Annotated in this window: 21 protein-coding genes; 7 read left to right on the top strand and 14 right to left on the bottom strand. The window is 68.8% G+C overall.

What is annotated here, in order from left to right; genetic code table 11:
• From U5760_RS31725 to lpxK, 6 genes are all read right to left on the bottom strand, one after another.
• Nucleotides 1-125, bottom strand: a 125-nt coding sequence (locus U5760_RS31725) for a transposase (protein WP_415914205.1), incomplete at its 3' end; no start/stop codon positions are given.
• Between the two features lie 97 nt (nucleotides 126-222).
• Nucleotides 223-981 (bottom strand): SDR family NAD(P)-dependent oxidoreductase, encoded by a 759-nt coding sequence (locus tag U5760_RS29915; protein WP_322015925.1) that lies wholly within the window; start codon nucleotides 979-981, stop codon nucleotides 223-225.
• A 192-nt stretch (nucleotides 982-1,173) separates the two neighbouring features.
• Complete coding sequence (gene adk, locus U5760_RS29910) at nucleotides 1,174-1,836, bottom strand: adenylate kinase (RefSeq protein ID WP_322015924.1); 663 nt, start codon at nucleotides 1,834-1,836, stop codon at nucleotides 1,174-1,176.
• A 312-nt stretch (nucleotides 1,837-2,148) separates the two neighbouring features.
• Nucleotides 2,149-2,952 (bottom strand): 3-deoxy-manno-octulosonate cytidylyltransferase, encoded by an 804-nt coding sequence (gene kdsB, locus U5760_RS29905; protein ID WP_322015923.1) that lies wholly within the window; start codon nucleotides 2,950-2,952, stop codon nucleotides 2,149-2,151.
• A 131-nt stretch (nucleotides 2,953-3,083) separates the two neighbouring features.
• On the bottom strand, nucleotides 3,084-3,287 hold the full coding sequence (locus U5760_RS29900) for a Trm112 family protein (RefSeq protein WP_322015922.1): 204 nt from the start codon (nucleotides 3,285-3,287) through the stop codon (nucleotides 3,084-3,086).
• Nucleotides 3,268-4,284: a tetraacyldisaccharide 4'-kinase gene (lpxK, locus tag U5760_RS29895; RefSeq protein ID WP_322015927.1), complete on the bottom strand. Its 1,017-nt coding sequence runs from the start codon at nucleotides 4,282-4,284 to the stop codon at nucleotides 3,268-3,270. The genes U5760_RS29900 and lpxK overlap by 20 nt, the downstream gene beginning before the upstream one ends.
• Nucleotides 4,285-4,843: 559 nt before the next feature.
• On the opposite strand from lpxK, the gene xseA reads away from it, so the two are divergent.
• Together xseA and sodB are read left to right on the top strand one after the other, a co-directional pair.
• Nucleotides 4,844-6,241 (top strand): exodeoxyribonuclease VII large subunit, encoded by a 1,398-nt coding sequence (gene xseA / locus U5760_RS29890; protein ID WP_322015921.1) that lies wholly within the window; start codon nucleotides 4,844-4,846, stop codon nucleotides 6,239-6,241.
• A gap of 353 nt (nucleotides 6,242-6,594) precedes the next feature.
• On the top strand, nucleotides 6,595-7,173 hold the full coding sequence (gene sodB / locus U5760_RS29885; protein WP_028225925.1) for a superoxide dismutase [Fe]: 579 nt from the start codon (nucleotides 6,595-6,597) through the stop codon (nucleotides 7,171-7,173).
• A gap of 96 nt (nucleotides 7,174-7,269) precedes the next feature.
• On the opposite strand, the gene U5760_RS29880 is transcribed toward sodB, so the two are convergent.
• Nucleotides 7,270-7,845, bottom strand: coding sequence for an isochorismatase family protein (locus U5760_RS29880; RefSeq protein ID WP_322015920.1), 576 nt, complete (start codon nucleotides 7,843-7,845; stop codon nucleotides 7,270-7,272).
• 64 nt (nucleotides 7,846-7,909) lie between these two features.
• Between U5760_RS29880 and U5760_RS29875 the strand changes: the two genes are divergently transcribed.
• Nucleotides 7,910-8,539: a TetR/AcrR family transcriptional regulator gene (locus U5760_RS29875; protein ID WP_322015919.1), complete on the top strand. Its 630-nt coding sequence runs from the start codon at nucleotides 7,910-7,912 to the stop codon at nucleotides 8,537-8,539.
• Nucleotides 8,540-8,588: 49 nt separating this feature from the next.
• Here the strand turns inward: U5760_RS29875 and clpP are convergent, their stop codons facing one another.
• Nucleotides 8,589-9,239, bottom strand: coding sequence for an ATP-dependent Clp endopeptidase proteolytic subunit ClpP (gene clpP / locus U5760_RS29870; RefSeq protein ID WP_322015918.1), 651 nt, complete (start codon nucleotides 9,237-9,239; stop codon nucleotides 8,589-8,591).
• A gap of 239 nt (nucleotides 9,240-9,478) precedes the next feature.
• On the opposite strand from clpP, the gene U5760_RS29865 reads away from it, so the two are divergent.
• Nucleotides 9,479-10,477 carry a sigma-70 family RNA polymerase sigma factor gene (locus U5760_RS29865; protein ID WP_322015917.1) on the top strand — a complete coding sequence of 333 codons (999 nt, stop codon included), beginning with the start codon at nucleotides 9,479-9,481 and terminating at the stop codon, nucleotides 10,475-10,477.
• Here U5760_RS29865 and U5760_RS29860 read toward each other — a convergent pair.
• From U5760_RS29860 to U5760_RS29850, 3 genes are all read right to left on the bottom strand, one after another.
• Nucleotides 10,474-11,748 (bottom strand): EAL domain-containing protein, encoded by a 1,275-nt coding sequence (locus U5760_RS29860; protein ID WP_322015916.1) that lies wholly within the window; start codon nucleotides 11,746-11,748, stop codon nucleotides 10,474-10,476. The genes U5760_RS29865 and U5760_RS29860 overlap by 4 nt on opposite strands.
• A 238-nt stretch (nucleotides 11,749-11,986) precedes the next feature.
• On the bottom strand, nucleotides 11,987-13,435 hold the full coding sequence (gene mdtD, locus U5760_RS29855) for a multidrug transporter subunit MdtD (protein WP_322015915.1): 1,449 nt from the start codon (nucleotides 13,433-13,435) through the stop codon (nucleotides 11,987-11,989).
• Between the two features lie 130 nt (nucleotides 13,436-13,565).
• Nucleotides 13,566-14,996: a PLP-dependent aminotransferase family protein gene (locus U5760_RS29850; RefSeq protein WP_322015914.1), complete on the bottom strand. Its 1,431-nt coding sequence runs from the start codon at nucleotides 14,994-14,996 to the stop codon at nucleotides 13,566-13,568.
• Between the two features lie 160 nt (nucleotides 14,997-15,156).
• On the opposite strand from U5760_RS29850, the gene U5760_RS29845 reads away from it, so the two are divergent.
• Complete coding sequence (locus U5760_RS29845; protein ID WP_322015913.1) at nucleotides 15,157-15,510, top strand: DUF2917 domain-containing protein; 354 nt, start codon at nucleotides 15,157-15,159, stop codon at nucleotides 15,508-15,510.
• A gap of 40 nt (nucleotides 15,511-15,550) precedes the next feature.
• Here the strand turns inward: U5760_RS29845 and U5760_RS29840 are convergent, their stop codons facing one another.
• The gene (locus U5760_RS29840; protein WP_322015912.1) at nucleotides 15,551-16,777 is read right to left on the bottom strand and encodes a citrate synthase family protein; all 1,227 of its coding nucleotides are present in this window, start codon (nucleotides 16,775-16,777) and stop codon (nucleotides 15,551-15,553) included.
• Nucleotides 16,778-16,901: 124 nt separating this feature from the next.
• Here U5760_RS29840 and U5760_RS29835 point away from each other — a divergent pair, with 124 nt between their 5' ends.
• Entirely contained in the window at nucleotides 16,902-18,335 is a 1,434-nt protein-coding gene (locus U5760_RS29835) for a CoA transferase (RefSeq protein ID WP_322015911.1), read from the top strand.
• 20 nt (nucleotides 18,336-18,355) lie between these two features.
• On the opposite strand, the gene U5760_RS29830 is transcribed toward U5760_RS29835, so the two are convergent.
• On the bottom strand, nucleotides 18,356-19,102 hold the full coding sequence (locus U5760_RS29830) for a GntR family transcriptional regulator (protein ID WP_322015910.1): 747 nt from the start codon (nucleotides 19,100-19,102) through the stop codon (nucleotides 18,356-18,358).
• Nucleotides 19,103-19,297: 195 nt separating this feature from the next.
• Between U5760_RS29830 and U5760_RS29825 the strand changes: the two genes are divergently transcribed.
• Nucleotides 19,298-20,143, top strand: coding sequence for an aldo/keto reductase (locus U5760_RS29825; protein ID WP_322015909.1), 846 nt, complete (start codon nucleotides 19,298-19,300; stop codon nucleotides 20,141-20,143).
• Nucleotides 20,144-20,388: 245 nt separating this feature from the next.
• Here the strand turns inward: U5760_RS29825 and U5760_RS29820 are convergent, their stop codons facing one another.
• Nucleotides 20,389-21,225, bottom strand: coding sequence for a hypothetical protein (locus tag U5760_RS29820; protein WP_322015908.1), 837 nt, complete (start codon nucleotides 21,223-21,225; stop codon nucleotides 20,389-20,391).
• Nucleotides 21,226-21,303: the final 78 nt, after the last annotated feature.

The raw sequence follows: 21,303 nt of genomic DNA, 5'->3' as shown, positions 1-21,303 counted from the left end.
ACCCATTTACGCACCGTCGCTTCGTCAACGTTGTGCCGCTGCGCAGCGGCGCGCCAGGACAGCATCGTTCCAGACTCAATGTCCGCGATCACCGACAGCTTGAACTGCTCTGTGTACTTCGCCATGAAAAACACCCCAGAGGTTGGATCGGTGTCCAACTTTTGGGGTGCAGTTCATATCGCGGGTTTTTTAACGTCTTGCGCAGCCGCGCTTCGGCGTTGCTTATTTCGGCTGCATGCGGATCGCGCCGTCGAGGCGGATCACTTCGCCGTTGAGCATGGGGTTCTCGACGATCTGCTTGACGAGCATCGCATACTCGGCGGGCTTGCCGAGGCGCGGCGGGAACGGGACCATCGCGCCGAGCGCATCCTGCACTTCCTTGGGCATGCCGAGCAGCATGGGCGTTTCGAAGATGCCCGGGGCGATCGTCATCACGCGGATGCCGCTGCGCGAAAGGTCGCGCGCGACCGGCAGCGTCAGGCCGACCACGCCGCCCTTCGAAGCCGCATAGGCGGCCTGGCCGATCTGCCCGTCGTAGGCGGCCACCGAAGCCGTATTGACGATCACGCCGCGCTCGCCGCCCTCGAGGGGCGCGGTCTGCGCGATCGCGGCCGCCGCGAGGCGGATCATGTTGAACGTGCCGATCAGGTTGACCGTGACGGTCTTCGCGAACACGTCGAGCGGATGCGGGCCGTCCTTGCCGACCGTCTTCACGGCGTGCGCGATGCCCGCGCAGTTCACGAGGCCGCGCAGCGTGCCGAGTGCCGTGGCGGCGGCCACGGCTTGCGCGCCGTCTTCCTCGCTCGCGACGTTGCACTTCACGAATACGCCGCCCAGTTCCTTCGCGAGCGCGTGGCCGGCGTCCTCATTGAGGTCGGCGATGACGGGCTTGCCGCCCTCGGCGGCAACGAGGCGCGCGGTGGCCGCACCGAGGCCCGAGGCGCCGCCGGTGATGAGGAATACGTTGTCGCGGATCTGCATGGTGTCTCTGCTCCATTTGTTATGGTGGTCGCGCGGGCGGCGTGCACGAAAAAGCAAAACGGGCCGCCCGGCGTCGCGCTTGTGACGCGGCGCCAGCCGGCCCGCAGGCAAACCAGCAAGATCCGAAGCCGGGGCCGGCAAAGAGGAGAGCCGGCCTGGCCGGTTTTCCCCGGCAGGCCGGCGAAGGAGGGCTTACTTGAGCGCGTTGAGCGCGCGCGTGCGAATTTCTTCGACGGTGCCAAGACCCGAGATCGCGCGATACTGCGGCGCCTTCAGGCCGTTTTCTTCACCGCGCTTCGCCCAGTCGCTGTAGTAGGCGATGAGCGGCTTGGTCTGGGCGACGTAGACGTCGAGACGCTTGCGCACGGTCTCTTCCTTGTCGTCGTCGCGTTGCACGAGCGGCTCGCCCGTTACGTCGTCCTTCATCTCTTCTTTCGGCGGATTGAACTTGACGTGGTAGGTGCGGCCCGAACCCTGGTGCACGCGGCGCCCGCTCATGCGCGTGATGATCTCGTCGAACGGCACGTCGATTTCGAGCACGTAGTCGATCGCCACGCCCGCCTGCTTCATTGCTTCGGCTTGCGGCAGCGTGCGCGGGAAACCGTCGAACAGGTAGCCGTTCTTGCAGTCGGGTTCCTGCAGGCGTTCTTTCACGAGATTGATGATGAGCTCGTCGGTCACGAGTTCGCCCGCGTCCATGAAGCGCTTCGCTTCGAGGCCCAGCGGCGTGCCGGCTTTCACGGCCGCGCGCAGCATGTCGCCCGTCGAGATCTGCGGAATACCGAACTCTTCCTTGATGAAGCTTGCCTGGGTTCCCTTGCCCGCGCCGGGGGCGCCCAACAGGATCAAACGCATGTGAACAATCTCCGATCTGTGTGAATTCTTGCGGCGCGGCGTGTCCTCGAGGGACATCATCGGCGGCGTCGTGTGTCTCCATCCCCGTTCGCGTAAACGACCGCTCGACCGCTGCGGCGACCGCTCGACCGCAGCGGCATGCGCCGGCGGGACGACGATTCGACCCGCGCAAAGCGCGTCGCGTGACGGACACGGGGGCGGCGCAGCGGGGCGAGATCGGCGAAAAATGGGGGAAACCCCGACGCACAAAGGCTTTAGACGGCTCGCGCAAACAATTGATTATGCCATGGGTTTTTTAAGCCATTACCGGAATTAAGGCCGGTATAACGCCTGCACACGGGCAAGGTCGGCGGGCGTATCGACGCCTGGCGCGGGCGCTTCGGCGGTCACGAGGACGGCGATGCGCTCGCCGTGCCACATGGCGCGAAGCTGCTCGAGCGCCTCCACTTGTTCGATCGGCGAGTGCGCGAGCGTCGGGTAACTGCGCAGGAATTTCGCGCGATAGGCGTACAGGCCGATGTGCCGGTAAACCGTCGCGGGTGCCGGTGGGGCGGGCATTGCGGCCAGGTCGAGGCGTGCGGGCGACCAGTGCGGCTGCCACGCGTCGCGGGCCCAGGGAATGGGTGCGCGCGAGAAATAGAGCGCCACGCCGCGTGCGTCGAGCACCACCTTCACGACGTTCGGGTTGAGGATTTCGTCCGGGGCCGTGATCGGGTGTGCGGCCGTGGCGATAGCGCAATCGGGGTGCGCGGCCAGGTGCGACGCAACGTCGCACACGAGTGCCGGATCGATCAATGGCTCGTCGCCCTGCACGTTGACGACGATCGTGTCGTCGCTCCAGCCGTAGTGGGTGGCGACTTCGGCGAGGCGGTCGGTGCCCGAGGGATGGTCGGCGCGCGTGAGCATCGCTTCGAAGCCGTGCTCGCGCGCGGCGTCGAGCACCGCGGGTGCGTCCGTGGCGATCAGCACCCGCTGCGCGCCCGAGGCCTGGGCGCGCTCGGCCACGCGCACCACCATCGGCTTGCCGCCGATGTCGGCGAGCGGTTTGTTCGGCAGCCGCGTGGACGCGAGGCGCGCAGGCACGACGGCGATGAAGGGTTGCACGGGTGCGGTCATGGCTCTTTCGGGAAGGGCTTCAAAACGACAGCGCGCCGCAGGCGGCGCGCACGGACGACAACGCGGACGGCAGAGCGGGCGAGGCTCATCGCTCGCCCGTTGCCCGTTACCGGCTCAGTGGGGCAGCGTGTTCAGGCCGCGCCCGGGCCGTTCGGATCGACCACCGTGCCTTCCACGGTCTGGCGCGCTTCGTCCACGAGCATCACGGGGATGCCGTCGCGGATGGGATAGGCGAGCTTGTCGGCGTTGCAGATCAGCTCCTGCGCGGCGCGGTCGTAGCTGAGCGGGCCCTTGCAGATCGGGCAGACCAGGATTTCAAGCAGACGAGCGTCCACGGAGTTTCTCCACAACCAGAGTAATAAGGCGATGATCGAGCGCGGCTTCGACCGGGACAACCCAGATGCGCGCATCGTTCCAGGCCCCCAATTTTACTGCATCCTTTTCCGTGACCAGGATCGCGTCGGCTTTCACCTCGACGAACGGGTTGGTCGCGAAGGCGTAGTGATCGGGCAGCGGCAGCGTCTGGGGCGCCAGCCCCGCACCGCGCAGCGTCGCAAAGAAGCGCTCCGGCGAGCCGATGCCGGCCGCCGCCACGACGCGCTGCTCCGCGAACTGCGAGAGCGGGCGGCGCATGGCGGGGTTGGCCAGATGCCAGGCATCGGCGGGTTCGAGCTTGAGCGCGAAGGTGTCGGGCCAGGGCGGCAGCGTCCGCTCGAACGGATTGTTCACGAGCGTGGCGTCGCGGTGGCGCGACAGCGGTTCGCGCAGCGGCCCGGCGGGCAGCAGGAAGCGGTTGCCGCCCAGCCGATGGTCGAACACCACGAGTTCGAAGTCGCGCGCGAGGCGATAGTGCTGCAGGCCGTCGTCGCTCACGATCACATCCACGTCTTCGTGGGCGGCGCGCAGCGCCTGCGCAGCCGCCACGCGGTCGGGCGACACCCAGACGGGCGCGCCGGTGCGGCGCGCGATGAGGAGCGGCTCGTCGCCGGCGACGCGCGCGGGCGTGGCGGCCGTAACCGGCGTGGGACGTTCGACCTTGGCGCCGTAGCCGCGCGAGACCACGCCCGGCGTGAAGCCCGCGGTGCGCAGCGCTTCGACCAGGGCAATCACCGTGGGCGTCTTGCCGGTGCCGCCCACCGTCACGTTGCCGACCACCACGACCGGCACGCCCACCTCCACGGTCTTGAGCCAGCCTAGCGCGAAGGCGGCGCGGCGCGCGCCGCTCACGGCGGCGAAGACAGCGGCAAGCGGCGTGAGCGCCCAGGCGAGCGGGCCGCGGTGCTGCCACTCATGGGCGAGCCGGCTTTCGATCCGGGAGGCGAGGCCGCTCATCGGCATGCGTTCGCGAGGTGCGTGCGCGAGGCGCTGCATGCGCTCGCCGCTCGATAAGGCAGGACGGGCAAGGCGGGCAGGTCTGGCATCGGGCGGTTCTCCGGAACGAAGGGCCTGGCCGGAACGAGGGCGCCGCCGCAGGCGGACTGCCCGCAGCGCTGCACAAGGCTACCAGGAACCCGGCACTCTAGCGCGGGTGGCGGGCACGCCGCAAGCTACCAACTGGGACGCCGCCGCGGCACCGGCACGCGTCCAGGTGCCCAGCGGCCTGTGGATAACTTTGTGGAGAAGTGGGCTTCGCGATGGCCGGAAGGCCCGTTCGCACGGCATTCCATCGGCGTGACGACTTGTTATATCAATAAAAAACGCTTTAAAATCAAAAGGATGGTAAAAATTTTCAGCGTCTGAGACGCATTGCCGCCTGCTTTTGCCGCTCGCGCTTCCGATGTGGAAACCTCGATGTTGCCGCCAGCGTACGCAGTTCGCGCTGGACGCCGGGCCGTCGGACGGTCTATCGTCTGTCCGGCCTGGTTTTCGCACGTAAATTTGTACGCTCAGCATGAACTCCGATCGATTTTCCCCTTCTCCCTTCGCCTCCGGTGCAGCGGGCGGTGCCGGCGGCGACGTCGTCGTGCCGGTCTCGGCGCTCAACCGCGCCATCGCCTCGATGCTCGAGCGCACGTTTCCGCTCGCGTGGATTTCGGGCGAAGTGTCGAACTTCACGCGCGCCGCGAGCGGTCACTGGTATTTCTCGATCAAGGACGCGCAGGCGCAGATTCGCTGCGTGATGTTCCGCGGGCGCGCGCAGTACGCCGAGTTCACGCCGCGCGAGGGCGACCGCATCGAGGTCCGCGCGCTCGTGACGATGTACGAGCCGCGTGGCGAGCTGCAGCTCAATGTCGAGGCGATCCGGCGCACGGGTCAGGGGCGCCTGTACGAGGCGTTCCTGCGCCTGAAGGCGCAACTGGAGGCCGAGGGCCTCTTCGATCCGGAGCGCAAGCGCGCGCTGCCGACCCATCCGCGTGCCATCGGCGTGATCACGTCGATGCAGGCGGCCGCGCTGCGCGATGTGCTGACGACGTTGTGCCGTCGCGCGCCGCACGTGCCGGTGATCGTCTATCCGGCACCGGTGCAGGGCGCGGGCTCGGCCGAAAAGCTCACGGCGATGCTCGAAGCCGCGAACGCGCGCGCCGAAGTGGACGTGATCGTGCTGTGCCGCGGCGGCGGCTCGATCGAGGATCTGTGGTCGTTCAACGACGAAGCGCTCGCGCGTGCGATTGCGGCGAGCGAGATCCCCGTGGTGAGCGGCGTGGGCCATGAAACCGATTTCACCATCGCCGACTTTGCCGCCGACGTGCGCGCCCCCACGCCCACCGGCGCCGCCGAACTCGTGAGCCCGCAGCGCGTGTTGCTGCTGCGCGAACTGGACCAGCGCCATGCGGCGCTCGCGCGCGGCTTCGGGCGGCTCATGGAGCGTCGCGCGCAGCAGCTCGACTGGCTGGCGCGGCGCCTCGTCTCGCCCGCGGAGCGGCTCGCGCAGCAGCGCACGCATTTGCGCCAGCTGGCGATCCGGCTCGCGTCGGCGGGCTCGCGCGCGGCGGCCGATGCCCGCGCGCGCTTCAATGTCGTGCAGATGCGCTGGCAGCGCGCGCGTCCCGACGCGGCGGCGCAGACCGCGTATGTGGAGGCGCTGGGCCGCCGGCTGGAGGGCGCCTTCGCGCGTCAGCGAGAGCGCGAGAGCGCACGGGTTTCCGGACTGGGTGCGCGGCTCGAAGTGCTGAGCCCGCAGCGCACGTTCGAGCGCGGCTATGCGGCGCTCATCGACGCACAAAACGGTGCGGCCATCCGTTCGCCTGCGGCGCTCAAGCCCGGCAAGCGGCTTACCGTGCATCTCGCAGAAGGCGGCGCCGATGTCGCGTTGGCCGACGTGCAGCCGAGACTTGCCGACGGGTTCTGAGCCGTTTCGCTTCATGGCGCGACGTGCCGATGCGTCCGGCAGCACCGGGGCAAGCACCGGGGCACGCCCCATGCGCACCTCAACCGGCATGCGTCGCCATGCTGGCGTTCAGGCTGCTGAAACAGCGTTGCGCGAGTGTCGAACGGCGTATCCGCCCATGCAACATTCACCTCCTCGCGCCGGTGTCGAAGCGGTGCCGCCGCGAGGCCTGAAAGGCATGCGCAAACCCCTGTGCGAAGCATATCCGGCATAAAGTCCGCGCGTTTGCGGGGTTATTCCAACTCGCCTACAATCGAGTGCTCCATGCCGGTTATCACGCAGAACTCCCCATAACACGACGAAGGAACCGCATCATGTCATTTACGCTCCCGCCGCTGCCGTTCGCGAAGAACGCCCTCGTTCCGAACATGTCGGAAGAGACGCTCGATTACCACTACGGCAAGCACCATCAAGCCTACGTCACGAACCTGAACAACCTGATCCCGGGCACCGAGTTCGAAAAGCTCTCGCTCGAAGAGATCATCAAGAAGTCGTCGGGTGGCGTGTTCAACAACGCGGCCCAGGTCTGGAATCACACGTTCTTCTGGAACAGCCTCTCGCCGCAGGGCGGCGGTGCGCCCACGGGTGCGCTGGCCGACGCGATCAACGCGAAGTGGGGTTCGTTCGACGCGTTCAAGGAAGCCTTCTCGAAGGCGGCAGTCGGCAACTTCGGTTCGGGCTGGACGTGGCTCGTGAAGAAGGCAGACGGCTCGCTCGACATCGTTTCGACCAGCAACGCCGCCACGCCGATCACGACCGACGCAAAGCCGCTCGTCACGATCGACGTGTGGGAACACGCTTACTACATCGACTACCGCAATGCGCGTCCGAAGTTCGTCGAAGCGTACTGGAACATCGTGAACTGGGACTTCGCAGCGAAGAACTTCGCCTAAGGCGTCTTTCGCACGATCGTGCCGCTTTCGCGCGGCACCTGAAAAAAAGCCCTCGATTTCATGGTCGAGGGCTTTTTCATTTTCACTGCCGCCGTGTCACGCCAGCGCTTCGATCACCTGCTGCGTCGAGCGCACGTGACCCATGTGCGCGAACAGCTTTTCGAACGTGAACTGATGCATGTCGGCCGCGAGGCTCGACGTGGCATCTTCGACGAACACGAGGCGAAAGTTCCGGTCGTAAGCCGCGCGCGCCGTCGATTCGACGCCGAAGTTCGTGGCGATGCCGCCCAGCACGATCGTGTCGATGCCGCGGCGGTGCAGTTGCAGTTCGAGATCGGTGCCGTAGAAGGCGCCCCACTGACGCTTCGACACGACGATGTCGCCCGGCTGCACGCCGGCTTCGGGCGCGAGTTCCGACGCGATGGCCGGTGCGGGCGGCGCGTCCGGCGCGCGCGTGGGCGCGTCCGCCGACGGGAAATTCAGTTCGTTGAGCAGCACGCGCACCCAGATGATGGCGGCGCCTTTGGCGCGCATCGCGTCGGCGAGCTGCTTTGCGCGCGCCACGACTTCCGGGCCGCCGTAGGGCCCGAGCGAGCGGCCGACAATGCCGTGCTGGAGGTCGATCATCACGAGCGCCGTGCGGCGCGCTTCGATGGAAAGAGCTTGCGTCATGGGTCACCTATATGTGAGGATGGACTCAGATAATGATACACCAGATGTGAGGGAGGCTTCAGATATGGCGGCAGGCCCGGTGGACGATCCCACCGCTTCGCGGCGCGTGCCGCGCCAGGAGCGCGCCGCGCGCACGGTCGAGGCGCTGCTCGACGCGGCCGGCGACGCGTTTGCCGAACGCGGATTCGAAAGCGCGACCATGACCCAGATCGCACAGCAGGCGGGAGTGTCGATCGGCGCGGCGTATCAGTACTTTCCGAACAAGGAAGCGCTGGCGTTCGCGCTGCGCAAACGCTACGGCGACGAAATCGATGCGCGCTGGAGCGCGCTGATCGAGTCCGGCGAGGATAGCGATGAGCAACTGCCGCTCGCCGGGCTGGTCGAGCGGCTTTTCGACATGATGGTCGAGCTGATGGCCGACTATCCCGCGTACCTGCCGCTGCTTTCGGTGCCGCTCGGATTCCGGCGCGACGCCGCGGCGCGCAACCGCCTGCGCGAGCGCTTCTCGGCGCTTTTCCAGCGCTATAACAGTGCGCTCGCGCCCGACGAGGCCTACCGCATCGCCGAGGTCATGCTGGGGATCGTCAAGAGCCTCAATCCGCTGTATGCGGCGGCGAAGCCGAAAGAGCGCCGCCTGCTCGTGGCCGAGTACAAGGGCGTGCTTTCGACGTGGCTTGCGGCGCGGCTCGGCTGAGCAACCCTCCATTGAAGAACGGCGCCCGCCGGCGGGCACCTCGCGTGCGCTAGCGCGGCAACTGCTCGTCGCGCGAACCGATCACGCGATCGATCAGCCCATATTGCGCGGCCGCATCGGCCGACATGTAGTGGTCGCGGTCGGTGTCCTTCGCGATCTGCTCCACGCTTTTGCCCGTGCGTTCTGCCATGACGGCGTTCAGGCGCTCGCGCTGGTACAGCACTTCGCGCGCCTGGATCTCGATGTCGGCGGCCGTGCCCTGGCCGCCGCCCGAAGGCTGATGAATCATGATGCGCGCGTTCGGCAGCGCATAGCGCTTGCCTCGCGCCCCGGCCGTGAGCAGGAAGGTGCCCATGCTCGCCGCGAAGCCCGTGCACAGCGTCGAGACTTCGGGCTTGATGAACTGCATCGTGTCGTAGATGGCGAGGCCGTCGTACACCGATCCGCCCGGCGAATTGATATAGAGACTGATGTCCTTTTCCGGATTCTCGGATTCGAGGAAGAGCAGTTGCGCGACCACGAGGCTTGCCGTCTGCTCGTTGACCGGCCCGACGAGGAACACGATCCGCTCGCGCAAAAGACGCGAATAGATGTCGTAGGCGCGCTCGCCGCGCCCCGAGGTTTCGATGACGGTGGGCACGAGATTGAGCGCGCTCGGGCGCGTTGAAGCATGATGCTGATGCGTGTCGTAAGGGTGCATGGTGGTCCTCGCGGTGGAAGGGCGTGGCGCGCGAATGGGCGGCGTCCCGGTCAAGACGTCTGCGCGCCGCGCTTCGTGACGACGATATTTTTGCGAGCGGGTGTCACATCGGCACGATGCCGTTCGTCTCACGCGTGCGGGCGACCGGCAAGGCGGCCAGCAAGGCACCCAGCAGGCGAAAGGCGCTCCCGCATTTCCGCGCAAGACGAATCACGCATCGAGGCGAAGGAGCAAAGCGAATGACGCAAAGTGCAGACGAATCCCGCGAAGACGGCGCCGGTCGCGCCGCCGTCTTCGACGCGTTGCGCGCGAGGCTGCTCGCGCTGGCCGCGCGGGTGCTGGGCAGCCGCGCCGAAGCCGAGGACGTGGTGCAGGACGCGTGGCTGCGCTGGCGCGAGGCCGATACCTCGAGCGTGAACGTGCCGCAGGCGTGGCTCGCGACAGTGACGGTGCGTCTTGCGATCGACCGGCTGCGACGCCAGCGCCGCGAGCGCGAAGGCGATGCACTTGCGCGCCTGACACAGCCCTGGCTCGACGACGTGGCGCCCTCGGCCGAGGAGGCCGGCTTGCGCGCCGCGCGCCTCGCCGACGCCTGGCTCGTCGTGCTCGCGCGGCTTGGCCCTGTCGAGCAGGCCGTGTTCGTGCTGCGCGAGGCGTTCGAGTGCGATTACGCGGAGATTGCCGCGCTGGTGGGCTGCACGCCGGCCCATTGCCGGCAGATCGTGCACCGGGCGAAGGCGCGGCTCGCGCGCGAACAGGCGGCGCAGAAAGGGGCGCAGAAAGGGGAGCGAGTGCGGGAAGCGCCTGCGGATCCGGCACGGCATGCGCGTGCGGTCGAGCGGCTGCGCGAGGTACTGGAGGCGCAGGACCGGGCCGGGCTGATGGATTTACTCGGACTGGCGGTGCCGGAGGCGGGGACGCAGCGGGCAGACGAACTGGCCACGCTCGACGAGCCGATGGCGGCCGTGGAGCGGGGCGCGTTGCACGCCGAAGCCCTGACGCTCGACGGCGAGTCGGGTGTCGTGCTCGTTGCCGAAGACGGCGAGCTGGCGATGTGGCTCCAGGTGCGTTTCGCGGCCGATGGCGAGGGCGACGGCGATGGAGCGACCGCGATCCGCATCGAAATGCGCTCGGACACGCCCGCGCTGCGGGCGGCCAACCATGTCTTTGGCGGTACAGCGGTGCGCCGGTTGCTCACGAGCGTGGCCTCGTGTGCGGCCCTGCTGGCGGCGCACTAATCCCGCTGCGCGGTCACTTCCCAGTTGATGTCCACGCACAGCACCTGCATCCCTTGCGGGGTTTGCGCCGCGATCGAGGCGGTCACGCACAGGTGCGCTTCGTTGATCGACAGATAGGGCGGCGTGAGATGCACGCGGCCCGGCGTGCGGATTGCGCCGATGAAATAGGGCCGCCGCTCCCAGCTTGCCCCTTCCGAATGCAACAGCGGGCGAAAGCGCTTGGCGCGCTGCGACGTGCGGCCGTCGGGCACCACGTTGTCGCCGATCTGCCGTCCCGAGGCGTCCAGCAGGAAGCAGCGCGCCGTTTCGTCGAGGCCGAGCAGCGGCAGCGTCGCATCGCTCATCGTCGCACCGGCGGCGAGTTGCGCAGCCGCGGTCTCCATCGCGCTTGCATAGGGCGCGAGCCGCGCCGCCTGGGTCTGCTCGCGCCCGGACACGCGCTCGCGCAGCCGCGCCGAGAGCTCGTCCATCAGCCGCGCCGCCGTGGCGGGGGGCACCGGCTCGACCTCGGGCCGCGCGAAGTACGCGCCCTGCACGAAGTCGGCGTTGCTTTCCAGCGCGATCAGCGCGTCGCGCTCGGTCGAGAGTCCGCCCACCAGCACGAGCTGGCCGGACTCGTGCAGCATCGAAACGAGCCCCGGCAGCACACGTTCGATATGCGCATGGCGGCTCGCCTGGGTCAGCAGGCTGCGGTCGAGCGTGACGATGTCGGGACGCAGCTGCCACACGCGGTCGATGTTCGAATGCTTCGCGCCGAAGCCGTCCAGCGCGATCACGAAGCCGCTCTTGCGCAGACCGTCGATGATCTCGGCGAAGCGCGAATTCTCGCCGCCCGCCTGTTCCGACACTTCGAGCACCACGCGCTGCGGCTGCAGCCCGAGCGCCTTGATGCCGGCGAGCAGGGCGTCGCCGTAGCTCGTGTCCATGAGCGCGGCCGGGTGCAGGCTCAGGAAGAGCCATTCGTCATGCGAATCGAACGCGTTGAAGTTGCCGAGGTGCAGCGATTCGGCGAGGCGGCCGAGCTCGAGCAGATCGCCGCGGCGCGCGGCCTGCGTGAAGACCTCCTGCGACGGCACCTGCTGGCCGTGCTCGTCGTGCGCGCGCAGCGTGGCGTGATAGCCGATCGCGCGGCGGTGAGCCACCGAGAACACCGGCTGAAACACGCTGAAAACGGTGTAGCCGCCGTACAGCACAGTGCGGCGGGCGCCTTCGACGCCTGCGACGGGGCGCGACTGGAAGCCGGGAGGATCGAGGTCGATCATGCTGGTCATATCGATGAGGCGCGCACGTGGAGGGAGGGCGACGCCGAAGCGTCAAGTTTACAGTACAGGATAGGTCAGCAAAAAGTATGCGCGTTCGCCGACATGGGGCGCCGGTGCGGCGGGGCCGTGAGCGGACCGCATTGCGCGGCTGCGCGGTGCGCGCGGCGGCGAGGCGCGCACCGCGCGGTCGCTGTCTGCACCGCCGCGGTGCGTGTTCGCGCGTGCGGCGAATCTCGCCGGGCCCCCGCTACGTCCGCTCGGACGGATCGGTCTTTTTCGCGGTGCGTTTCAGATCGGAGGCGAGCTGCGCGAAGATCCAAGACGAGCCGGCCGTGATGATACCCACGCAGATGAAGGTCGCGTGGAAGGCCGGAATCACGTTCGAGGCCGTGAGATGGCGGCCGATGATCCCGGTGAAGGTGGTGAGGAGCGCTCCGGCCACGGTCACGCCGAGACTCATCGAAAGCATCTGCACGAGCGAGAAGAGGCTGTTGCCGCTGCTCGCGCCGCCGGTGCCGAGATCCTTGAGCGTGAGCGTGTTCATCGCCGTGAACTGCATGGAATTCACGCCGCCGAAAATCGCCAGCTGCACGATGCGCAGCCACAGCGGCTCGGCGGGCGTGGACAGCGCGAAGCTCGCCATCGCCGCGCCCACCAGCACGGTGTTCGTCACCAGCACGCGGCGGTAGCCGTAGCGCATGATGAGATGCGTGACGAGGCGCTTGGAGAACATGCCCGCGGCGGCGGTGGGCAGCATCATGAGGCCTGCTTCGAACGGCGTATAGCCGAGCGCGACCTGCAGGAGCAGCGGAATCAGATACGGCATCGCGCCGCTGCCGATGCGCGCGAACAGGTTGCCGAGCAGCCCCACGCTGAACGTGTGGATCTTGAAGAGATCGAGCGAGAAGATCGGGTGCGGCGCGCGCACGGCGTGCAGCCCGTAGGCGACGAACGCCGCGAGCGAGAGGATCAGCAGCACGAGCACGGTGGCCTGCTGGATGCCGAGTTCGGTGCGGCCGTCGAGCGCGAACGAGATCGTCACCATGCCGGTGACGAGCAGCAGGTAGCCGGGCAGGTCGAAGGGCGCGGTGTCGGGGTTGCGGCTGTCGGGCATGAAGATGAAGGTGGCAATGCAGCCCACCACGCCCACCGGCACGTTGATGAGAAAGATCCAGTGCCACGAGGCGATCTGCACGAGCCAGCCGCCCAGCGTCGGGCCGATCAGCGGGCCGATGAGACCGGGAATCGCGACGAACGAGAGCGCGGGCAGATAGCGTTCGGCGGGAAAGGTGCGCAGCACGGCGAGCCGCCCGACCGGCAGCAGCATCGCGCCGCCCACGCCCTGCACGATGCGCGCGAGCACGAGCTGCGTGAGCGTCGGCGCGCTCGCGCACAGCACCGAGCCGATCGTGAAAACCAGGATCGCGCCGAGAAACACGCGGCGCGTGCCGAGCTTGTCGGCAAGCCAGCCGGAGACCGGGATCATCACGGCCATCGTCAGCGAATACGCGATCACCACCGACTGCATGCTGAGCGGGCGCTCGCCGAGACTCGTCGCCATGGCGGGCAGCGCCGTGTTGACGATGGTGGAGTCGAGCGTCTGCATGAAGAAGCCGGTGGCGACGAGCCACAGCATCACGGACAGCGAGCGGGGAGACGGGGTGGTGGGAGTGGGCTGGCTGGCGGGGGCGGACATGGGGCGGCAGGGCGGTGGCTCGGCGCTCAAGCGGTGGGCTGGCAGCCGCCATTGTAGGGAAAACGACGGCGGGACGCAGTTGCGGCGGGCCGGGCGCCGCGCCGGTGCGCTAACGTCGCCGTGCGATGGATCAACCCTCGAGTCGGGCCGCTTCCGCGAAAAACGCCTGGGCGCGCGGATCGAGCGTGAGCGCCGCGTTGATGCGAATCCAGGGGCACGTCTCGCCATGCGGCCGGAAGTGGCTGCCCGGCGACACCGTGACGCCGAGGCGCTCGGCGCAGGCCGCGAGCCGCGCCGAATCTTCGACCTGCGGCACGCGCGCCCACACGAACTTGCCGCCGAACCGGCCGCCCGCTTCGCCGCCGGGCGCCCGCGCGAACACCTCCCAGCCGTGTTCCTCCAGGGTGCGCGTGGCGCCGCCGAGCGCCTCGGTCATGCGCCGCCGCAGCCGTTCGAGGTACTTGCGATAGGCGCCGCGTTCGAGCAGCGTCGCGGCCACGGCCTGAGTGAAGCGCGAACCGCTGATCGAGGTGAGGGCCTTGATGGCGGCGAGGTCGCGGATGACGGCGGCGCTGGCCGACACGTAGCCCACGCGCAGCGACGAGGAGAGCGTTTTCGAGAGCCCCGCCACGTACATCACGTGCTCGAACTGGTCGAGCGCGGCGAGGCGGTCGGACGGGTCGGTCTGGAAGTCGGCGTAGATGTCGTCCTCGACGATGGTGAAGCGGTGCTCGCGCGCGAGCTGCAAGAGCCGGAAGGCGACGGGCGGCGCGATCGTCGTGCCGGTGGGGTTGTGGAACACCGTGTTGACGAAGAACACGCGCGGCCGGTGTTCGGCGAGCATCGCGTGCAGATGGTCGAGGTCCGGGCCGTTCACGGTGCGCGGGATGCCGACGAGCTTCACGCCGTGCAGCTTCAGGAGGCCGTAGAGGTTGTAGTAGCCGGGATCTTCGACGAACACGGTATCGCCGGACTTGAGCAGGTAGCGCATGAGAAGGTCGAAGCCCTCGCTCGCGCCTTCGGTGATGAGGATCTGCTGCGCGTCGGCGACGATGCCGAGCGGCGCGAGCCGGTTGCGCAGATGCTCGCGCAGGGTTGCGTCGCCGAGCGGCGAGCCGTAATCGACGAGACTCGTCGGGTCGGTGCGCGAGACGTGGCGAATCGCCTGGCCGAGCGCGTCGAGATCGCGCCAGGCCTGCGGGATCGATCCGCTGTCGAGCTGCAGCGCCTCGCCGGGGCGGTTGAGCGCCGAGAGCAGGTGGCCGGATTCGTCGGCGGCGTTCGAGAGGTCGCAACTGCCCATGCCGGACATGCCCGCGCTCGCGTGCTCGCTCACGTAGAAGCCCGAGCCCTGGCGCGAGTCGAGATAGCCGAGCGAGACGAGGCGGTCGTAGGCCTCGATCACGGGAAAGCGGCTGATGCGGTAGTCGGCGGCGAACTGGCGGATCGAGGGCAGGCGCGCGCCCGGGTGCGCCGCGCGCGAGCGGATCCACGTCTGCACGCCGGAGACGATCTGGTCGGTGAGCGGAACGCTGCTCGCGCGGTCGAGTTCGAATTTCATGCCTGCCTCGCGGCCTGGGACGGTCGGCCCCGGCAAGGGGCTAACTGTCCGGTTTTTCGACTGCACAGTTCCGCACAAACTGTTCGGAACTGTGCATGGGTTTGCGTGACGCTGCCCGCAATAATGCGCTGACTGGCAAAGGCGTTCAAGGAGCACTGCGATGCGTGAAATCCGCATATTCGAACTGGAGCATCAGGAACCCGTGCAGACCTGGCGGCTCGCTCAGCCGCTGCAACTGCACGTGAGCGAGGGCGAGCTCTGGCTCACGATGGAGGGCGATTCCGGCGACTACTGGTTGCGCAAGGGCGAGTCGTTCGAGCTCGCGGGCGGCACGGCCGTCCATCTGAGCGCGGGGCAGGCGGGCGCGCGCTTCGTGCTGGCGCTCGGCGGGGTCACGGCGGCGGCGCGCCCGGTCGAGGCGCAGGGGTTCGCGGCGGCGCTCGCCGGCGTGGTGCGCGAGTGGGCAGGGCGCGCGGGCTGGCGCACGCGGGCGGCCGCCCAGATCCGCGCCTGAGCGGCGCGTTTCACCGCACTGCGCCGCACTTCGCCGCAGTTCACCCGGCGATCCCCAGTTCTCCCACATAGCGCGCGCGAGGCCGGATCAGACGCCCGTCGGCGGTCTGCTCCAGCGCGTGCGCGATCCAGCCTGTCACCCGTCCCACCGCAAACAGCGTGAACGCCGCGCCGCGCGGCAGATCGAGCACGCGCTCGATCGCCGTCAAGGCGAAGTCCACCGTGGGCCGCGCGCCCGTGGTTTCGGCCACGGCCTGGGCGAGTGCATCGATATCGTCCATCGGCGAGCGCGTGCCCGCGCGCTGCGCAAGCTGGTCGAGCAGCAGCCGGGCGCGCGGATCGCCCTCCGGATAAAGCGGATGCCCGAAGCCCGACAGCCTTGCGGCCACGCCGCGCTCGTCGGGCGCGAGGCGTTCGGCCAGATAGCGATGCAGGTCGCCCGCGCGCGCCGCCTCGTCGAAGAGGGCGGCCACGCGCACGATCTCGCCGCCGTGGCGCGGTCCCGCGAGCGCGGCGAGTCCGCCGGTCGCCGCGCCGAACAGATGCGTGCCGGTCGACGTGATGCAGCGCACCGTGAAGGTCGATGCGTTCAATTCGTGATCGGCGCAGAGCACGAGCGCCGCGCGCAGCAGTTCGGCCTGCGCGCGCGATTTCACCCCCCAGGCCTGGGCCAGCTGGCGGTGCAGCGGCTCGTTCGAAGGCGCCGCGGAAATCATGGCGGCGGCGAGGAGCCGCATGAGCAGCGCGCCCGTGTCGATCTGGGCATCGCGGCCTTGCGCCCAGACGCGCGGCATCTGTGCGGCCGCGGATGGCAGCAGCACGAGCGCGCGTTCGAGCGGCGTATGCGCGCTCCACAGCTTGAGCCAGGCCGCCCATTGCGCCGTCGCGATGGGCGCAGCAGGCGCTTGCGCGATACGCCGCGGCGCGCATTCCCATAGCAGCGCGGCCACGTCTTCCAGGGTGGCGTGGCGGGCGAGTTCGACCGCATCTTGGCCGCGATAGTGCAGCTTGCCCCCGGCAATCAGCGTGATCGACGATTCGAGCACCGGCACGCCCCAGTCCAGCACCTTCTGCGCGACCTTGCCTGCGCGCTTGCCGTCGGCCTTGCGGCGCGCGAGGCGGCGCACCTCGGCGGCGGAGTAGCGGTTTTGCCGCCCCTCGGCCGCGGGCACCGAAGAGAGGAGCCCGCGGCTCACGTAGGCATAGAGCGTGGCGCGGCTGATGCCGAGGGCGTCGGCGGCTTCGGCCGCGGTCATATAGCTGGACATGGTGGCTCGCGTCGGGAAAGCGGAGAAATCAATCTATATTGATTATTTTAATCAAGATTGATTGGCGGCGGGCAGCGAATCTAGACTCGATAGCGTTTTCCCTGACAGAAAAGGACTGGCCGCCATGACGCCACGCGATGCGCTCGAACACCTCTGGATGCTGGCCGACTGCGATCCGGCCGCCCTCGACCTGTTGCAGGTCGAGGGCGACGACCCGGCCTTGCCGTCGATCTTTCGCGTGGGCGCGCTGGCCGCGGCCACGACCGGCGCGGCCGGGCTCGCCGCGGCACAGCTTCATCGCCTGCGCACCGGGTGCGCGCAACGCGTGACAGTCGACGTGCGCCGCGCGCTCGCCGCGTTTCGCAGCGAGCGCTATCTGGAGGTGGAGGGCGGCCCGCCCATCGAGCTGCGTCATCCGGTGACGGGCTACTTCAGGACGCGCGACGGCCGCTGGATCCAGCTGCATGCGAACTTCGCGCACCACCTCGAAGGCATCCTGCGCGTGCTCGGCTGTTCGGGCGAACGCGAAGCCGTTGCCCGCGCCATACTCGGATGGGATGGCGCCGAGCTGGACAGCGCGCTGGCGCAGGCGGGGCTGTGCGCCGCGCTCATCCGCTCGCCGCGCGAGTGGTCGGCGCTCGAACAGGCGAAAGCCATCGCGAGCCTGCCGCTCTTCGAAATCGAGCGCATCGGCGACGCGCCGCCCGAGCAACCGGGCACGCGCGCGGGCAGGCTCGACGCCGCGCGTCCCTCAGTGCGTCCCCTCGAAGGCGTGCGCGTGCTCGACCTCACACGCATCATCGCGGGGCCCGTAGCGGGCCGCACGCTGGCCTCGCACGGCGCCGACGTGCTGCTCGTGAACGGTCCGCATCTGCCCAATATCGCGCCGCTCGTGATCGACAACGGGCGCGGCAAGCGCTCCACCACGCTCGACCTGCGCGAGCGCGATGCCCGCGAAACGCTGCGCGGACTCGCGCGCGGCGCCGATGTGTTTCTGCAGTCGTACCGCCCCGGCGCGCTCGCTGCGCGCGGCTTTGCGCCCGAAGAACTGGCGCGTCTTGCGCCTGGCATCGTGTGCGTTTCGGTCAGCGCATATGGCCATCAAGGGCCGTGGCGGGAGCGTCGCGGCTTCGACAGTCTCGTGCAGTCGGCGAGCGGCATCGTCTGGGCCGAGAGTGTCGAGGCCTCGCGCGGCCGCGGCGTCGAGCCGTTCGCGCAGCCACAGCCGCTGCCTTGCCAGGCGCTCGATCATGCGACGGGTTATCTCGCCGCGTTCGGTGCGATGGTGGCGCTCGCGCGCCGCGCGACCGAGGGCGGCAGCTGGCACGTACGGGTGTCGCTCGCGCAGACGGGCCGCTGGCTGCAGACGATGGGGCAGGTGGAGAACGGGCAGCGCGTGGCCGACCCGCAGGCGGCCGACGTGGCCGACTGCCTCGAATCGATGGACTCGCCCTTCGGGCGGCTGCGCGTGGCGGCGAGCGCCGAGGCGCTGGAACTCACGCCGCCGTATTTCGCGCGCCCGCCCGTGCCGGTCGGCACCGATGCGCCCGCATGGTGATCGTGCAGTGAGCGCGCCGCCTACTTGCGCAGTTCCGCGACGAAATCGTAGTAGTCGTTGCGGCAGTAGGTGTCGGTGAGTTCGATGGCGCGCTGGTCGGCGGTATAGCCCACGCGCGTGATGAGCAGGAGCGCCTCGTTGGGCGCGATGCTCATTTGCCGGGCGATTTCCTCGCTCGCGTTGACCGCGCGAAAGTGCTGCAGCGCGCGCACGATCGCCAGACCGCGCTGTTCGAGAAAGCTGTAGAGCGAGTCGCCGATCGCGCCGGGATCGGGAATCAACGCCGCCGGGAAGGTGGAGTTTTCGACCGCCATCACGATGCCGTCCGCGAGGCGCAGACGTTTCAGCCGTGTCACGGCGGCCGCGGGCGAGAGGCCCAGCTGGATCACCTCGTCGCGGCTCGCGGGCTGGATTTCGCGCGAGAGCCAGCGCGAGCTGGGCGTGAAGCCGCGCTGGCGCAGCATCTCGCTGAAACTCGTGAGGCGCGAGAGCGGATCTTCGTAGCGCGGCGTGATGAAGCTGCCGGCGCCCTGCGTGCGGCGGATGAGCCCTTGCTCGACGAGCAGCGCGATCGCCTTGCGCGCCGTGATGCGCGAGACGCCCAGCGCGTCGGCCAGCACGCGCTCGGAGGGCAGCGCCTCGCCGGCGTTCCAGCGGTTTTCGTGAATGGCGCCGCTCAGCTTGCGGGCGAGCTGGAGATAGAGCGGCGTATCGTTGTCCGGGTCCGGGCGCAGGTCGCGCCAGCGGTCTTCCGTGGGAGCGTTCATGGGAAGCGGGCAGGGGAGGCGAACGGCAATTTTATGACATAGGCGCGCCAGCGCGCTAATGGGCGAGTTACGGATGGGCGCATGATGTTACGCGATGCGAGGCGATACACTGATCCTCCCGCGTTTTTTTGCGACGACTGTTGCCGCTGCCGGGCGCGTTTTGCGCGCGGGGCGCGGTGCAAGGAGCCTGCCATCATGACGATCGAACTTCCCCATGTCGCGCTGCCCGACGGCGAGCGCATTCCGAAGCTGGGCCAGGGCACCTGGGAGATGGGGGAGCGCAGCGCACGCCGGGCCGAAGAGATCGCCGCGCTGCGCGAGGGCATCGCGCTCGGCATGACGCTGGTCGATACCGCCGAAATGTACGGCGACGGCGCGACCGAACGGCTGGTCGGCGAGGCCTTGCAGGGCTTGCGCGACGACGTATTTCTCGTGAGCAAGGTGTATCCGCACAATGCGAGCCGTCGCGGCGTGCAGACGGCCTGCGAGGCGAGCCTCAAGCGTCTCGGCACGGACCGGCTCGATCTCTATCTGCTGCACTGGCGCGGCGGCGTGCCGCTCGAAGAGACCGTCGAAGGGTTCGAGGCGCTCGTGCGTGCGGGCAAGATCCGCCACTGGGGCGTGAGCAACTTCGATACCGACGACATGGAAGAACTCTTCGCCGTGCCGGACGGCGATGGATGCGCCACCAACCAGATTCTCTACAACGTCGCCCGCCGTGGCCCGGAGTTCGATCTGCTGCCCTGGAGCGCGGAACATCGCATGCCGGTGATGGCTTATAGCCCCGTCGATCATGCGCGGCTTCCGAAGCGCTCGCCGCTCGACGACATCGCGCAGGCGCGCGGCGTCTCGGTGTATCAGGTGGCGATGGCGTGGGTGCTGCGCCAGCCGGGCGTGTGCGCGATCCCGAAGGCGGCGCGCATCGAGCATGTGCGCGACAACCGCGCCGCGCTCGATCTCGTGCTGGGCGAGGCAGAACTCGCGGCGCTCGACGCGTACTTCAAACCGCCGCGCGGCAAGCGTCCGCTTGAAATGCTGTGAGAGGGGAAGGCGGTGGCGCATGGGGATCGGCTGGCGCCGGATGCGGGTCTGCGGGGGAGCTCGGGGGAGCGTTTCACAGACGATAGCGCGTGGCGAGCAGGCACGCGGGGAACCCGGTGTCCGGCCCACGGCGGCGGCAGCCGGCCGGGGGACCGGGATGCCGCCGCCGCTGCCTTGACTGGCGCGACCGGTTATCGCGCCAATTCGGAGTGACCGAGGCTGCGCGCGCGCACCGCCGTGCGAGGTCAGTGACCCTTGCCGCCGCCATTGCCGCCACCGTGACCGCCGCTGCCGAACCCGCCGCCCGGGCCGCCAGAGGGACCACCTTTGCCGAATCCGCCTCCAAAGCCTCCGCCGAACCCGCCGCCGAAGCCTCCACCGAATCCACCGCCCGAAGGGCCGCCGGGGCCGCCGGCTCCGGCACCGCCGCAGCCGCAGCCGCCGCTGGAGCCGCCGCCGCCACTAGAGCCCCCGCCGCCGTTCGAACCGCCACCTCCGTTAGAGCCACCGCCGCCGTTGGAACCGCCGCCGCCGCTGGAACCGCCACCGCCATTAGAGCCGCCGCCGTTAGAACCACCACCGCCCGAGCTGCCACTACCGCCATTCGACCCGCCGGGGCCGGAGCCACCTGCGCCAGAGCTGCTGCCGCCCGCCGCCCCGCGGCCCGTACCGGAAGTGCCGGCCGTGCCGCTCGTGCCCACGCCGCCGCCGTTGTTGGCGCTGGCTGTGCTCATGCCGCCACCGCCGGGGCGGCCGGCGCAACCGCCGTTGCGTCCGCTGCAGTCGTTGTTGAACTGGAATACGGTGGCGACATCGTCGGCGAGACTGGGCGAGCCCGAAGCCTGGCCGGAAGCCGAGCCGGCACCCGTGGAGTCTGCCTGCGCGACCTGTGCTGTGGGAGGGGTTCCCGCTGCACTGCTGGCGGGCAGGGCAGCCGTGGCATCGATGACCCCTGCCGCGATGGCGTCGCTGTCGCCGGCGTGGGCTGCGAGCGCCGGCAGCAGAATGCCCGCGCCGATCGCACTCACCGCGAGTCCCCGGGCAATCCAATAGCAGTACTGATGAATCGTCGTATTTTTCATAGCCTTCTCCCGGGAGGCAGCGACGTGATGCCGCCGTTGCCTCTCGTGCGCCTTATGTCTGGCAGCGTGCGGTAGCGC

Origin of the sequence: Paraburkholderia sp. J12 (genome assembly GCF_905220215.1) — a bacterium.
Classification (GTDB): domain Bacteria; phylum Pseudomonadota; class Gammaproteobacteria; order Burkholderiales; family Burkholderiaceae; genus Paraburkholderia.
Note: the sequence above shows the minus strand (reverse complement) of the source record. Positions and strands in the feature narration are given on the sequence as shown.

Coding starts and splice junctions, on each gene's coding strand:
- U5760_RS29860 (WP_322015916.1), bottom strand. CDS start 11,748: ATGACCAGCATGATCGACCTCGATCCTCCCGGCTTCCAGTCGCGCCCC.
- U5760_RS29830 (WP_322015910.1), bottom strand. CDS start 19,102: ATGAACGCTCCCACGGAAGACCGCTGGCGCGACCTGCGCCCGGACCCG.
- adk (WP_322015924.1), bottom strand. CDS start 1,836: ATGCGTTTGATCCTGTTGGGCGCCCCCGGCGCGGGCAAGGGAACCCAG.
- mdtD (WP_322015915.1), bottom strand. CDS start 13,435: ATGTCCGCCCCCGCCAGCCAGCCCACTCCCACCACCCCGTCTCCCCGC.
- U5760_RS29880 (WP_322015920.1), bottom strand. CDS start 7,845: ATGACGCAAGCTCTTTCCATCGAAGCGCGCCGCACGGCGCTCGTGATG.
- U5760_RS29845 (WP_322015913.1), top strand. CDS start 15,157: ATGCGTGAAATCCGCATATTCGAACTGGAGCATCAGGAACCCGTGCAG.
- U5760_RS29820 (WP_322015908.1), bottom strand. CDS start 21,225: ATGAAAAATACGACGATTCATCAGTACTGCTATTGGATTGCCCGGGGA.
- U5760_RS29875 (WP_322015919.1), top strand. CDS start 7,910: ATGGCGGCAGGCCCGGTGGACGATCCCACCGCTTCGCGGCGCGTGCCG.
- U5760_RS29850 (WP_322015914.1), bottom strand. CDS start 14,996: ATGAAATTCGAACTCGACCGCGCGAGCAGCGTTCCGCTCACCGACCAG.
- U5760_RS29835 (WP_322015911.1), top strand. CDS start 16,902: ATGACGCCACGCGATGCGCTCGAACACCTCTGGATGCTGGCCGACTGC.
- U5760_RS29915 (WP_322015925.1), bottom strand. CDS start 981: ATGCAGATCCGCGACAACGTATTCCTCATCACCGGCGGCGCCTCGGGC.
- U5760_RS29865 (WP_322015917.1), top strand. CDS start 9,479: ATGACGCAAAGTGCAGACGAATCCCGCGAAGACGGCGCCGGTCGCGCC.
- U5760_RS29825 (WP_322015909.1), top strand. CDS start 19,298: ATGACGATCGAACTTCCCCATGTCGCGCTGCCCGACGGCGAGCGCATT.
- U5760_RS29840 (WP_322015912.1), bottom strand. CDS start 16,777: ATGTCCAGCTATATGACCGCGGCCGAAGCCGCCGACGCCCTCGGCATC.
- xseA (WP_322015921.1), top strand. CDS start 4,844: ATGAACTCCGATCGATTTTCCCCTTCTCCCTTCGCCTCCGGTGCAGCG.
- sodB (WP_028225925.1), top strand. CDS start 6,595: ATGTCATTTACGCTCCCGCCGCTGCCGTTCGCGAAGAACGCCCTCGTT.
- lpxK (WP_322015927.1), bottom strand. CDS start 4,284: ATGAGCGGCCTCGCCTCCCGGATCGAAAGCCGGCTCGCCCATGAGTGG.
- clpP (WP_322015918.1), bottom strand. CDS start 9,239: ATGCACCCTTACGACACGCATCAGCATCATGCTTCAACGCGCCCGAGC.
- kdsB (WP_322015923.1), bottom strand. CDS start 2,952: ATGACCGCACCCGTGCAACCCTTCATCGCCGTCGTGCCTGCGCGCCTC.